The sequence below is a fragment of the Kordiimonas laminariae genome (genome assembly GCF_023008165.1).
Taxonomy (GTDB): Bacteria; Pseudomonadota; Alphaproteobacteria; order Sphingomonadales; family Kordiimonadaceae; genus Kordiimonas; species Kordiimonas laminariae.
In genome coordinates this window covers 148,574-161,211 of record NZ_JAKQZA010000007.1, presented here as the reverse complement: position 1 = coordinate 161,211, position 12,638 = coordinate 148,574, and the positions used below count along the sequence as shown (strand labels likewise).

Genomic DNA, 12,638 nt, shown 5'->3' with positions numbered 1-12,638 from the left:
AAATCTAATCGCCACGGCCTTGATGCTGCGATCAAAGCAACAGGGAAAAATGACGTGTTTATGGTCTGGAAACTCGACAGGCTAGGCCGCTCATTGGGCTTCCTTATTCAACTGGTAGACACCTTGCGCGAACGAGGCGCTGGATTTTGTTCTCTAACGGATGGGATTGATACTACAACACCATCAGGGAAACTTGTGTTCCACATTATGGGGGCACTCGCTGAGTTCGAGCGTGAGTTAATCCGTGAACGCACTAAAGCAGGTATGCTAGCTGCAAAAGAGCGTGGTGCAGTGTTGGGCAGGCCAAGGAAGTTGACCAAGTACCAGATTATCCAAGCCTATAGGCTTCACAAAAGCGGTGTAACACTAACCGATCTTGCACCTCGCTACGGTGTAGACAGGTCCACACTCTCTCGCGCCATTGCCGCAGTTAGTGAAATTTGTCACTAGGTTTAACTAAGGTTTCCGCAAACCGAATGACCAGCTTTCTATCTGCTGATGAAGGTAGGTTTAAATATGCAGATAATAAACGTCCGCAGTCATCTGCCTCCATCTTGCCGATCTGTTTTAGTAATTCATTGAGATTGTCAGTTGCCATGTCGCTGTCCTTTCATTTTCTGGTAGGCCGGACGTTGATGGCTGCGTACATGAAGCAGCACGATGTATTAGACCTGATTGCCCAAGTCCTATTTCATCGTCATCCGACCCTTAAGAAAGGCCGTAATCATGCACTGGGCCATCACGCCCATATATGTTTTCAGTAAATCAGATAGGATTTACACATGCCATATCCACCACATGGATATGCACAGCTTTCAAAACGCGTGGAGGAAAGTGTAATTGCAAAAGATTTACCTCACGATCTTTCGTTCCCAGCGATCAATCGCACTTAAAGGCCCAATAGGACAATGATGTTCTTTTGTATCTGTTCCGGTAGCTATTCCATAAAGGTGATGGAAAGCGCGCATTTCGCAGCCTGGGGTGCCAATAATTGCAGCGAGTATAAAACATAGACCAAGATGTAAGAATATATAGAGCTCCCATAGAACGATACCTGTTGCGAGAACAGTATTCTCCCAATCACCAGAACTCTGTAATCCAATGAACCCGATTACCAGAAGGTAAATCAGGCTGAACAGAGCAGGTCTCTTTTTCCAATCACGAGAATAACCAATGTTGATCACATAACTTACAAGTAGCAGGCTTGCAAAAACACCATTCCAAATAAGCGGCTCGATATGTCCATCCTCTGTCATCATATAATTCCACACCGACCAAAGCCCATAAACATAATAAAGACTTAATCCACCGAAGATTAGACGAAATAATCGACCAACAGGTCCTGGGGGAGGAAGAGTACCAACATCTTCAAGCTTTAAATCGGTTGAGGTCATTATAGTCCTTTATATGCAGCAAGCCTCACCTTCTTGTATCGGTGGGCATGGAACAGTTCCGTATGAGCAATAAACACAGCAATCACCGTACTTCGGCTTCATCAGTACGTTGCACCCCTTACAATCATAAAAATATTGGCAAGCGTCTGTGGGCATGGTTTCGGTTTCCATATGCCCACATTCAGGGCAGGTAATTTTTGAGACAAGTTTAACCATCAGCCTTGCCTGAACCCAAAAAAGATCAATAGTTCACGTTCATGATAGGGAATAATGTATGCGAGACCGATGAAGATAAGAGCAATGGCGAAGATGACCAGTGTACGTACGCTTGGGCGTCTGCCACCCCAGAAGGATGCAACTATCCCTGCAATGACTAATGCAAGTGATCCAAACAGAAATTCTTCACGATACCGCGCGAAGAAACCAAGCTGTGCAATAGCGGCGCTGCTTACGCCTGCTTGAAACAACAAAAGTGGCAAAACACAGCAAGAAGCTCCAATAAAAGCACTTATTGCTCCAAGGATACCTCCGCCTGCGAACAGGCCATTTTTTTTCTTTTTAAGTATCTTATGCATTTAAATTCCAAAACTTACTTTCTTACTATAGAGTAATCCCTGTAGTAACTACAGGGTCAAGAATAAAAATGAACACAAAAAAGAGAGAATACAGCCGGGGGGCACTCGCAAAAGCTGCGTCAGTCAATATTGAAACTGTGCGTTTTTATGAACAAAAGGGTTTGATGCCTAACCCGCCCCGTACAACGGCTGGGTATCGACGCTATTCTCAGGCGCATCTTGAGCGACTCATATTCATTAAACGAGCTAAGGAATTGGGCTTTCAACTTGAAGAAACTGGAAAGCTTTTATCTATGATTGATGGGGAGATTGATTGTAGCACAGTGCAAGATATTGCCCTTGCCAATATAGAGCTTATTAATGCCAAGATTGCTGATCTCACACAAATACGCGACAGTTTGAAAGAGACAGCAAGTAAGTGTACGGGCGAACATACGCCTGAATGTGCCTTGATTGAGCGATTGCTAACACCAGTAGTTTAGAAAGATCTACTGTGACCGGATCATTTGACCTGCAAATGACTGCCGCACTTTCTGAATATATCTTACAATTCATACCGTTTAAATGAAACGCAAGATGTGTAAATGTATGACATTTACCATCTTGGCAAGGGGATCGCTGCGCACCCCCGTTGCATCCCCCGAGCAGTACTAACCTATAAAGCGATTGCTTTTCCGTTTAGCATCACCCTACATGTTCCATCTAAATCTTTTTTTAGTTTTTGAATATTTTCCGCTGTATCACTTACTTCAACTAAGTTCCTATCATCAGAAACATAGGATATGACGGCGGAGCGAGAAAAGGCATTCACCAACTGATCTACACGACCAGCGTGTTTGCAATTTCCTGCTTTCTGCAAAGAGTATTTCAACTTCACAATGGCTTTAGACATCAAGAAATTGTACTTTCTAGGCCCTATCAAATAGTTAACGTTAACAGTATTACCTATATAAGAACAGGAAGGCCAATCCCAACTCTTTCACTTGGTAATTCTATATTAATACTAGTGTTTTTCAATATTTGCAATATATATTCCGATTTTTCCCTTCCGTTGAATTTCCTGATATTTTCTGAGCGCCCTAGTTCACATGCCAACACGCCAGTTGCAATCGGTGTGGCATATGAAGAGCCTTCGTAGTCAACAAAAATATCATCGTCTATTGGAAGAGCAATTCCAATTCCTGGAGCACAAATATTAACCCCTAAGCCAAAAGACGTGCCTCTGGGTTGAAATATCTCAATTTCGTTCTGGCTATTCGGAATGTTTATCCAGCATTTTTGTTCTGACATAAGGAATTCTTGTTGCGCAAGAGTTCCTTCTGGACACACTGCTGAAAATCCAACTGATGCAACACCTATACTATGTTCAGATGAAGCTGGGTAAGCCATGCCAGCTTGGGCATCATTTCCCGAAGCACAAATACATACTGTACCATTATCCAAGGCTTCTTCTATAACTTCTTCAAGCATTACACGTGTATCATGATACTCTTTGAAGCTTTCGTATATTCCCGAAGAGATATTAATTATGTCAACTTTCCTGTTTTTTGACAGGTATTCTATGCCTTTTGCTATTTCCGTTAATGAAAGATAATTAGGCATGGTTTCTTTAGCTATTTTTGACAGTATATCGTCATCATATGAAGCATCAAAAAAAATAACTTCGGTCTCTGGTGCAAGGCCTATCGTTTCACCTCGATAGTTTCCACGCAGTATCTTTGCCACGCGCTGTCCATGGCTTGCTGGTTGAAGAAAAGTGGATGCATCAGTTGATTTAATGAGTTCAAATTCTGTTATATTTTGAAACTGAGTAAAGCCAATATCAATAATTCCGATTTTTATTCCTTTACCTCGAAGGTGGGTGTTTCTTCCTTTGACGAGGGTATGCCACCAGATGGCATCTTTACTTTGTATTCTTTGGGCTTGATACTGTATTTGGTAACTACCTGCTTTGGGCTGAGATACGAAATATGTGCTCCAATAACCTTCAAGTGGTACAATTTTCAGACCCACTGTAGCGGTACAGGTTATGGGTATTTCGACCTGTCCGTCTTCACTAATACAAGTATAGAATGTGGTTAGCTGCCCATTGTCAACAATGGTGACTTCAAGGTGAAATCTTATACGTTCGCTATTATCACCCACTACAACTAACGTCAGAAAATCTTGTTGCATTTTAGTCTCAATAATTGAAATACTCGAAAAATAATTTGGGAGAAATAATATGTCAATATCCTTGGACGCTTCATTAATTGAACTTGGTTCCGAGTTGGAAAAAATAGATTGGTATGGGATTCAAGAAATTCCAGACACTTTTGACGCAAAAGATGCTGAAGGTAGGAAATCATTTATTGGAAGATACTTTATAACAAAAAATAAGACTATGATTGCCGAGAGACTCTGTGCTGGTGAAGAGGTTAAAAAAAAGATAAAACAAGCTTCAGATATTACTGCTGCTTTTACTGATGCGGTTTTCTTAGGAGGTATTCCTGCCACTTACTTAGCAAATGTATTAATTCAAACGGATTTAACCAAATTTTGCATAGAGTGTTCAAATCTTTCTTCCTAAAAGGCTATAACTTGAATTACAAAAACCACCACCACTTTTTAGCGATAATTGGGTACTTGTTTTCAATGAACAATACCTGCTTGTCTCTGTGTAAAGTCATCATTTCATCTGCGTATGCAAGTGGGCGAGATATATCGTCATAGCTCGTGGTTTCAGATGTGCCAGAAGTGGAAGAACCACCTTGCGGCCCTGATGTACTGGATGAGCTACTGCCAAAGCTAAAAGAACGCTTTTTCATAGTGGTCATGCCACATAGATGTTCAGCATATTTAGCAGTTTCATAATCCCTTGAGCCAAAATACTGAATAACCCCTGAATTCGCCGCAAACGTACTCCATGAATCTCTGCCATATAGTTTCTTCAATTGCCCCAAGTCTTGGGTGAACACCCATAATTGCACACCAAGCCCTGCCATCGTGCCATAAGCTGTTTCAATGATATTGAGCTTTTGCAGTGCTGGAAATTCATCCAAGATCACGCGCACAGGCTGTTTATTTGGGGCTGCCTTTTCTCTGGTAAGATCAATCATTGCAGAAGATATTAACAAGCGCAGCCAGCGATTAAATGTTGGCAAACGATCAAGAGGTAGTGTGAGATATACGCTTATCCCCTGCTCATCCGTTTTTAAATCCTTAAACCTGAAATCAGACTTGCTCAAGCTTTCCTTGACCTTTGGACTATCCAGAAAATGTGTGTTTGATTGTGCTGTTGAAAGAACACCAGAGCGTTCTTTTTCGGCCTTTTGCCTAAACCTGAATGCCGCTTGTCTCACGATAGGATAAATACTTCCTGCCATATTCATCAGGATTTCATCCAAGGTGTTGCTCAGATCGTCATCATCTGGTTCTGCCGCAGGGAGTGAAAGAATATCCCGTACACGTCCTAAATGCTTGTTATGTGCTTCTTGTTCTTCTGTTACCACATAGAGGATAAAGCCTTGTATCAATGCTTTTGCTTCCTCAGACCAAAACGGGTCTTTATCACTTGAGATGATAAGCGCATCCGCAAGTAACATCGCATCACTGGATAAATCAGGATCAAGTGGGTCAAGCATATCTAATGGATTAAAATGAGCGATGTAATCAGGGTCTATGCCTTCGCCGTATGTATCTTCTTCCAATGAAATCGCCCAAGGGTCTACAACATAAACCTTTTGCCCCATCTCTTTACGCTTGGCGGCACTGCGCCGAGCATTTTCTCCCTTGGGATCAATAATCAGGATGGAAGAGTTGGAGCGCAGGAGGTTTGGGATAATTGCCGTTGCACCTTTCCCTGTTCTGGTTGGGGCAATAGTGAGAGCGTGCATATCTCCTTCATAGATAATCGCTTCTTCTCTCGCTCCTCGGTTACTGATGGTATGTCCTAAGAATAAGCCATTTGCTTCTTCTTGTTTGCCAAGAAGCTTCCACTCCCTCAAATCTACAAGGTTCGCCCAACGTGATGACCCAAACACATTAGGTAGCTTTGTTGCCGGTTCTATATAGATCATCATCAGCGCAATTAAGCTTAACCCTGTTAAGCCACCGACAATCCAGCCCCCAGGAATTGTTAATCCCTGATAGGCGCGTGTTACAGGGATAATGTCACCAATAAAGACAAGCAGCACTCCAAGCCCGAATAATGTCCATAAGGCATGACGGCTAAACAAGTATCGCAGTGTGATGATAATAAGCCCAGCAATCACACCAACGGCCATACCGCTCAGAAAGCCCATAACGGTAGGAAACTCAAATACTAATGAAGGCCTTCCCCAGTCATCTTTATGTGACCATAACCCGATCAAAGTAATAGCGAGTAAAAGAATAATAACGAAACCAGCACCACCACTGATTTTACGCGAGCCAGAATCTGACATATGCGATTGCTCCCCATCAACACATTGAACAACTGGAGACTGAGAGTATTGCCCTTATAGAGGGAGTCAATTGATTGCAAAACGCATCACATGATTGTTATTCGTAACTTTGGATATGGGTAAAGCTTGGCTGATTATTCCGCAGCAGATGAATTGATATGCACATAGGGACGTTCTTGAGAAATCCCTGCCATTTGTCTTTCATATTGCTCTTTACGCATGACTTGGTGCTTCTCAAAAAGCTGATGAATATTCTGGCGCTTTTCTGTCGTCATCAGATTAGCAGGTTTATTATACGGTGTATCCCACAGCACATCACCATCTGTATCATAGATAAGATCAACAATCAGATCATGCATCATCCAGTCAACCTTTCTACCATCTTCGCGCAGATGATCATAAAAGGCATGTAGGTAGAGTTGGATTTCAAATTCTGCATCATTGAGGATAATGAAACGGCCTAGAGCTTCATAGTAATCCCTATACAGACGTACTTTACGGATATATTCCCCTTCTAAATCTTGTGTCAGAAGGTAACAGTGGCGCAGCGCAAAGACATTCATGGGATTATTCATCCCGATAAGTATATCAGATGCAGATAATAAACAGGAACAAATCCCATATTAAGCAGCTTAAAATTCTGCGTATAAAATGCCCGATCTATACTCTGTTATCGTTCCCGATCTGGAGATTTATCATTCGATTTGGAGAGCAGTTTTTTCATGCGCTGCTGATCTTTGGTGGGTGGCTTGTTCGCGCTTGATTTAGATACGTTTTTATTGCGGGCTTTAGCGGCTTTAATATCCGCCTTTGCTTGTGCTTCTGCGCCCCGTTTTAGCTCTGCATTTTTAGGGGTGTATGTTGGCTGGGGCGGTGTTGATGGTTTTTGTTTAGAAGCTATCTTTTGTTCTGCTTCTTTAGCACGCTGTCTCATGCGCTTTAAAAGCTTATCCTGTGACCGTTCAGATTGAAGGTTAAATTCATCCTTGGCAGCGCCTTTGTTCTTGCCGTGCCACTCATCATAACCAGACAACAAACCTCTCCCTTATCAACTTTGTTGATGAAGAACAGGCTAAGCCAATCAATCTATATAAGACTAATCACAACTGCGTTGGATGGTCATTTATCTATGACTACTTGGGGCTTTGCCCCGAGCGCGCAACAAGCAAAACCATGCATCACAGATCATTTCGTAATTGGTTCCTCCTAAAGGTTCCCTCCCATCACGAAAATGATCTTGCGCAGCTTTTTCTTGCCACTTGCACCCCCATTCTCGGCGAAGGCCAAGGGTTCATGTGAACCCAATTTTCAATTTAAGGAAGGAAAAGAGAATGACACCTTATGACGCAGCAAAAATCCTTGGTCTAAGCGGTAACATCTCACCAGAGCAGGCAAAGAAAGCTCATAGAGAAGCTTGTAAGAAATATCATCCAGACATCAACCCCGCAGGGGAAAAAATGATGAAACTGGTGAATGAAGCTTATAGCGTCCTGCAAGACTTCACTGGGGACGTGAAGGAGCAACAAACCGAATATGGCGAGCAATTGAACGCGGCCTTAAACGCTATTCTGAATTTATCAGGTTTGTTTGTCGAAGTGTGCGGGGCTTGGGTATGGGTGACAGGTAACACCATCCAGCACAAAGCAACCTTAAAGGCCGCAGGCTATAAGTGGGCAAATAAGAAAAAGGCGTGGTATTTCAGACCTGAGGAATATCGTAGCCGTGGGCGTGGTCAGTCATCGCTAGAAGAGATCAGAGCCAAATACGGCTCAAGCAAACCGCAAGGCACAGGCCATGACAGGCTACAGGCATCTTGAGAGGGAATTTCCCGCCCTTTTTCTACTTATGCGCATGTAATGAGCAATAATTTACATGTTAGTACAATTATAAATGTTTTGTTTTCTTGTATTTTATACAATAGATTGTGTTCAAAAGGGTTTGAGTCTGCTTTCGATCCAAGGCAGACATTTTTTCTCTACGAGATTAAGTTGATAGGGTTTCCATGATTGAGGAAATTAACATTCGAAAAATAGCTAGCTATTCCGATTCAGGTCAAGTTCTAGGCGGGCTTTCGTGCCACAACTTCTTTTATGGCAGCAATGGGGCAGGCAAGACTAGTATTTCGCGAATAATTGCAGATGAGGGGAACCACCCTGATTGTAGTATCAAGTGGCGAGGAGGGAACAAGCTTGATGCATTCGTATACAATAAGGACTTTGTAGCGAAGAACTTCAATCCTTCCTCAGACCTCAAGGGGATATTCACGTTAGGTGAAGAAAATCCTGAAATTATAAGAAAAATTAATAAGAAAAACTCTGAAATTGAAGCTTTAAATGAAGAGATTATCCGCTTACGAAGAACACTTGGGGGTGATGATGGTGAAAGTGGAAAATTAAAGGAGAAATCGGATTTAGAAGCTGGCTATGAAGCAAAGTGCTGGAATTATAAGAAAAAGTACGATGCAGGATTCGGAAATGCCTTTACTGGTGTCAGGGGCAAGAAAGCCAAGTTTAAGGAACGGCTCATCAACGAATCTGAAAATAATTCATCAGAGCTATTTGAGTTGAATGAATTAGAAACAAAAGCAAAGAGCCTGTTCTCGGACGATTTGGAATCTGTGAGTGTATTACCTGCCTTGAATGTCGCAGACTTGTTAGCTCTAGAAAAAGCCCCAATCTTATCCAAAAAAATAGTCGGTAAGGATGATATTGATTTAGCTGCTCTTATCAAAAAACTCAACAATAGCGACTGGGTAAGAGCAGGAATGAAATATCTAGATCACTCTGATGATGAATGCCCCTTCTGCCAGCAATCAATTGTACCTGATCTAAAACTCGATCTCGAAGAGTACTTTGACGAAACTTATCTGAGAGACATAGAAGTTATTAATTCACTTCAAGTGAATTACAGAGCTTATTCTTCGGGAGTGTTAGATGTACTTAGTGGTGTTCTAGGAAATCCACCAACACAACTAGCTTCTGAAAAGCTTCAAACACTGTCCGATCTATTAAGGGCTAAAATTTCAGCAAACCTCGAACATATTGAACGGAAATCCAACGAGGCTAGCGCTGTCGTCTCTTTGGAGCCACTTGACGATATATTGAGCGAAATAGATGATATTATTGAAACGGCAAACAAAGCGATCAAAGAACACAACCTTTTAGTAGATAACATTGGTAAAGAACAAAAGGCTTTAACTGCACAGATCTGGAAATTCATATGTACTGAAGCTAAAACTGATTATGAGGAATATAAATCCCAGAATGATGCCATTCAAAAAGCTGTAATTGGACTAGAAACTAGGTTGGCCAGCAAAGAAGCTGAAGTAGCAATTAAAGATCGCGAACGGCAAGAGCTTGAGAAGGGCATAACAAGCATACAGCCAACAATTAATGGCATAAACAACCTACTCAAATCATTTGGATTTAATGGTTTCAAGCTTGCTGAATCTGACAAGTCAGGATTCTACAAGGTTGTTAGAGCAGATGGTATAGAGGTAGAAGATACTCTTAGTGAAGGTGAAAAAACTTTTGTCACTTTTCTCTATTTTTATCACCTCTTGAGAGGCAGCAATGATCAAGGCACTATTACAAAACCAAGAGTTGTTGTGTTCGATGACCCTGTTTCAAGCTTGGACAGTGATATCCTCTTCATTGTGAGCAATCTGGTGAAAGGGCTGTTCGACGACATCAGGGAGCAGCGGGGTAATATAAAGCAAGTCTTTGTCCTCACTCACAATGTATTTTTCCATAAAGAAGTTTCATTTAATCCAAAAAGAACTAACGGCGTCATGAATGAAGAGACATTCTGGTTGGTGAGGAAGAATAATGAAGAAACATTTGTAGAGAAACAAACTGACAACCCAATAATGACTTCCTACGAACTCCTGTGGAAGGAATTGAAGTCAGATAAAATCTCAAATTTAACAATCCAGAATACTCTTCGTCGAATTCTAGAGAATTACTTCAAAATTTTGGGAAACATCGACAAAGACGACATCATTAACATGTTTGAAGGTAAGGAGAAGCTTATATGTTCGTCGTTATTTTCATGGGTAAACGATGGGTCCCACTACGCCAATGATGATCTTTATATAAGCACTGACAATGCAACTGTGCAACAGTACCTCTGTGTATTCAAAAATATCTTCCAAAAATCTGGTCACATGGGGCATTTCGATATGATGATGGGAGAGTGTGAACTTCCTCGCTCTGGTGAGGAAAACAAGGAGAATTCACAAGACAACAATGATGAAAATATCAAAGTTGCGTAGCAATAAAAGGGGATAACAATGTCGGCAAAAACTAAACTCCGTAATGCAATGAGTGCAATTGACGATGCAAAGCGAGCTTTGAAGCGTGTGCAAGGCATCGATGAAGCTTATCATGATGCTAGAAGAGCTATTAGGTATCTTGAAGACGCCGAAAGCGATATCAATAGAGCCATTAGGGAAGTCAAACGCCTATGACTTTATACCTCTCGCGCGTCATCGAATTTAATCTAATATCCGCTTTTAAGCGAAAGTAATTCAAATTAATTTATTGAAACCATGTAATTATCCTAATTGTAAATCACGTTCACGTTTTCTATATAAGCAAGGACTTAGGTCTCTATCTGTTAATTCAGAATGAGCAAATGGAACAGGATGTCCAAGCGCTTTTCCTGTAATACTATGTAGGAACTTTCGTTCTTCTTTTTGGGTGTATTTCAGACGCTTCTTTTCTCTCTGTAGTATCTGTCTTTCTGCAAGCTGTTTTAGAATGATAATATCTTTCTGTTGCTGGTGTTCTTTTGCCTGTTCCCATGCCTTGAGCTGAGCTTCTTTCTTCCGTTGAGCAGTTTTGCCAGATAGGAATTCCCAAACACCCAATAAGCCTTTTTTGGTTTTTATAGCGTTACGTTGTTGCAGGTTTTGCCTTTCCAGTCTTTGACGCTTAGTTAGACTTTGGCGTGTGAGATTCTGTTGCTTGGCAAGAGTGAATACTTTCTCCTGCAATATGCTCTTTTCAATGTGATGGTTCTGTTTTTGCTGATTGATCAGGTTTTTCAGGTTCGGTGTTATGTTTTCCCTGAACTTGGCTTTTACTTCATCAACAGACGGAAGCTTGTCAGGTTCACCTAGTCGCTCTCTGACTTCCTTGGTTTTCACACCTGCATATCTAGCAAGTGAGTAAACCTCACCCTGATAATCAACAGCCACAAAACCTCGCCTGTCACCTTTCGCTAACATAAAGCCACTTTCTGAAAGGGCTGCATTAAGAGCTTTTGTACTATCTGAATATTGCCAAGCTTCTTGGAATATCTGTTTTATCTCTCTGGGGTCGCGTCCAGCCCTAAATGCCTGTTGCCATTCAGCCAGATCAAAGTTTGTCGGGTCACGCAAGGTAGGGTCTTTTAAGCCGTCAGGTAGTTTCCAACCATGCTCAAGATAGAGTTCTTTTGAAAGTTCAGTCAGGCGGCGTTTGAAGAAAGGCAAGTTAACAGCTTTGAGCTTATTACCTTCGATACCAATCCTTGACCACACCACATGGGCATGACGCCTACCTTCTTTTTCATGGAAGACAATAGCCCTTGGTTGACCTTCCAAACCAAGACGTTTTTCTACTTCATCAGCAGCACGAATAAAGGCGGGTGTTGCCACCTGTTCATGTGCAGGTGGATTAAGGGACAGAGAAAACAAATACTGCTTACACCTAGTTGCTTTAGATATAGCATATGCTTCATCAAATGCCCCTTTAAGGTCATTGGCAATGAAGCCGCGCATTTCATGTATTTCGACATGTTCGTTTTCTTCTTTCATGAGGTGGGTTGCCAGTTCATGCCCACCACCTCTCTGGCTGGCTTTCAAGATCATGAGCGTTTACCCAATCCCTGCATAAGCATAAGTCGCATATGAGCAATATCAGTACAGGCTTGCATTAAAGCCTGTTCAGTATCAGACGATACAACAAGCACGCCAAGGCGAGAGCTTTCTGCCATGTCTTGCATAGAACCTGCTAGATCACAGGACGCTAGCTTTGCTAGTATGAAAGCAACTTGTTCCTGTGACATGCCGCCAGAGGCTTTCCGCTTACCGAATACGCAGCGTTTCACATAGCTAGATAGTTTCTCACCACTAGCCCGCTTTTGCAGTTCTGCACGTTCGTCGTTGTTTAAGCGAACAGATAAAAGGGTGGAGGCTTTGCTCATGGCTTCGGCCTCCTGTTCAAGTCAGGTTTTGTAGAGCGATGTCTAGGTTTTTTTAG

The 12,638-nt window shown here is 41.9% G+C and carries 17 protein-coding genes; 6 read left to right on the top strand and 11 right to left on the bottom strand.

The genetic code is table 11. From position 1 onward, the window contains the following. Positions 1 to 450: recombinase family protein (locus MF542_RS14840; RefSeq protein ID WP_281501724.1), on the top strand; the 450-nt coding region annotated here is incomplete at its 5' end. Here the strand turns inward: MF542_RS14840 and MF542_RS14835 are convergent. The 4 genes from MF542_RS14835 to MF542_RS14825 all read right to left on the bottom strand — a co-directional run bounded on the left by MF542_RS14835 (position 431) and on the right by MF542_RS14825 (position 1,969). Beyond that, positions 431 to 598: a hypothetical protein gene (locus MF542_RS14835; RefSeq protein WP_247020843.1), complete on the bottom strand. Its 168-nt coding sequence runs from the start codon at positions 596 to 598 to the stop codon at positions 431 to 433. The two genes, MF542_RS14840 and MF542_RS14835, sit on opposite strands and share 20 nt — an antisense overlap. A gap of 253 nt (positions 599 to 851) precedes the next feature. Next, positions 852 to 1,394, bottom strand: coding sequence for a hypothetical protein (locus MF542_RS14830; protein WP_247020841.1), 543 nt, complete (start codon positions 1,392 to 1,394; stop codon positions 852 to 854). A 9-nt stretch (positions 1,395 to 1,403) separates the two neighbouring features. Next, complete coding sequence (locus MF542_RS17705; RefSeq protein ID WP_281501723.1) at positions 1,404 to 1,610, bottom strand: GDCCVxC domain-containing (seleno)protein; 207 nt, start codon at positions 1,608 to 1,610, stop codon at positions 1,404 to 1,406. Further along, complete coding sequence (locus MF542_RS14825) at positions 1,610 to 1,969, bottom strand: hypothetical protein (protein WP_247020839.1); 360 nt, start codon at positions 1,967 to 1,969, stop codon at positions 1,610 to 1,612. Before MF542_RS14825 ends, MF542_RS17705 begins: the two co-directional genes overlap by 1 nt. A gap of 68 nt (positions 1,970 to 2,037) precedes the next feature. Here MF542_RS14825 and MF542_RS14820 point away from each other — a divergent pair, with 68 nt between their 5' ends. Next, on the top strand, positions 2,038 to 2,451 hold the full coding sequence (locus MF542_RS14820; RefSeq protein ID WP_247020837.1) for a MerR family transcriptional regulator: 414 nt from the start codon (positions 2,038 to 2,040) through the stop codon (positions 2,449 to 2,451). 173 nt (positions 2,452 to 2,624) lie between these two features. Here the strand turns inward: MF542_RS14820 and MF542_RS14815 are convergent, their stop codons facing one another. Next, positions 2,625 to 2,861, bottom strand: a complete 237-nt coding sequence (locus tag MF542_RS14815; RefSeq protein WP_247020835.1) for a hypothetical protein — start codon at positions 2,859 to 2,861, stop codon at positions 2,625 to 2,627. A 53-nt stretch (positions 2,862 to 2,914) separates the two neighbouring features. Then, the gene (locus MF542_RS14810) at positions 2,915 to 4,144 is read right to left on the bottom strand and encodes a S8 family peptidase (protein ID WP_247020833.1); all 1,230 of its coding nucleotides are present in this window, start codon (positions 4,142 to 4,144) and stop codon (positions 2,915 to 2,917) included. A 49-nt stretch (positions 4,145 to 4,193) separates the two neighbouring features. Between MF542_RS14810 and MF542_RS14805 the strand changes: the two genes are divergently transcribed. Next, complete coding sequence (locus MF542_RS14805) at positions 4,194 to 4,538, top strand: hypothetical protein (protein WP_247020831.1); 345 nt, start codon at positions 4,194 to 4,196, stop codon at positions 4,536 to 4,538. Positions 4,539 to 4,554: 16 nt separating this feature from the next. On the opposite strand, the gene MF542_RS14800 is transcribed toward MF542_RS14805, so the two are convergent. The 3 genes from MF542_RS14800 to MF542_RS14790 all read right to left on the bottom strand — a co-directional run bounded on the left by MF542_RS14800 (position 4,555) and on the right by MF542_RS14790 (position 7,426). Beyond that, positions 4,555 to 6,393: a type IV secretory system conjugative DNA transfer family protein gene (locus MF542_RS14800; protein ID WP_247020829.1), complete on the bottom strand. Its 1,839-nt coding sequence runs from the start codon at positions 6,391 to 6,393 to the stop codon at positions 4,555 to 4,557. A 134-nt stretch (positions 6,394 to 6,527) separates the two neighbouring features. Beyond that, on the bottom strand, positions 6,528 to 6,956 hold the full coding sequence (locus MF542_RS14795; RefSeq protein ID WP_247020827.1) for a hypothetical protein: 429 nt from the start codon (positions 6,954 to 6,956) through the stop codon (positions 6,528 to 6,530). Positions 6,957 to 7,063: 107 nt separating this feature from the next. After that, positions 7,064 to 7,426 (bottom strand): hypothetical protein, encoded by a 363-nt coding sequence (locus tag MF542_RS14790; protein WP_247020825.1) that lies wholly within the window; start codon positions 7,424 to 7,426, stop codon positions 7,064 to 7,066. A gap of 298 nt (positions 7,427 to 7,724) precedes the next feature. Between MF542_RS14790 and MF542_RS14785 the strand changes: the two genes are divergently transcribed. The 3 genes from MF542_RS14785 to MF542_RS14775 all read left to right on the top strand — a co-directional run bounded on the left by MF542_RS14785 (position 7,725) and on the right by MF542_RS14775 (position 10,861). Then, positions 7,725 to 8,210, top strand: coding sequence for a J domain-containing protein (locus tag MF542_RS14785; protein ID WP_247020823.1), 486 nt, complete (start codon positions 7,725 to 7,727; stop codon positions 8,208 to 8,210). Between the two features lie 185 nt (positions 8,211 to 8,395). Beyond that, positions 8,396 to 10,666 carry an AAA family ATPase gene (locus MF542_RS14780; RefSeq protein WP_247020821.1) on the top strand — a complete coding sequence of 757 codons (2,271 nt, stop codon included), beginning with the start codon at positions 8,396 to 8,398 and terminating at the stop codon, positions 10,664 to 10,666. 18 nt (positions 10,667 to 10,684) lie between these two features. Continuing rightward, on the top strand, positions 10,685 to 10,861 hold the full coding sequence (locus MF542_RS14775; RefSeq protein WP_247020820.1) for a hypothetical protein: 177 nt from the start codon (positions 10,685 to 10,687) through the stop codon (positions 10,859 to 10,861). Positions 10,862 to 10,948: 87 nt separating this feature from the next. On the opposite strand, the gene MF542_RS14770 is transcribed toward MF542_RS14775, so the two are convergent. Further along, positions 10,949 to 12,247 carry a relaxase/mobilization nuclease domain-containing protein gene (locus tag MF542_RS14770; protein WP_247020818.1) on the bottom strand — a complete coding sequence of 433 codons (1,299 nt, stop codon included), beginning with the start codon at positions 12,245 to 12,247 and terminating at the stop codon, positions 10,949 to 10,951. Next, positions 12,244 to 12,582 (bottom strand): hypothetical protein, encoded by a 339-nt coding sequence (locus tag MF542_RS14765; RefSeq protein WP_247020816.1) that lies wholly within the window; start codon positions 12,580 to 12,582, stop codon positions 12,244 to 12,246. Before MF542_RS14765 ends, MF542_RS14770 begins: the two co-directional genes overlap by 4 nt. Positions 12,583 to 12,638 lie beyond the last annotated feature (56 nt).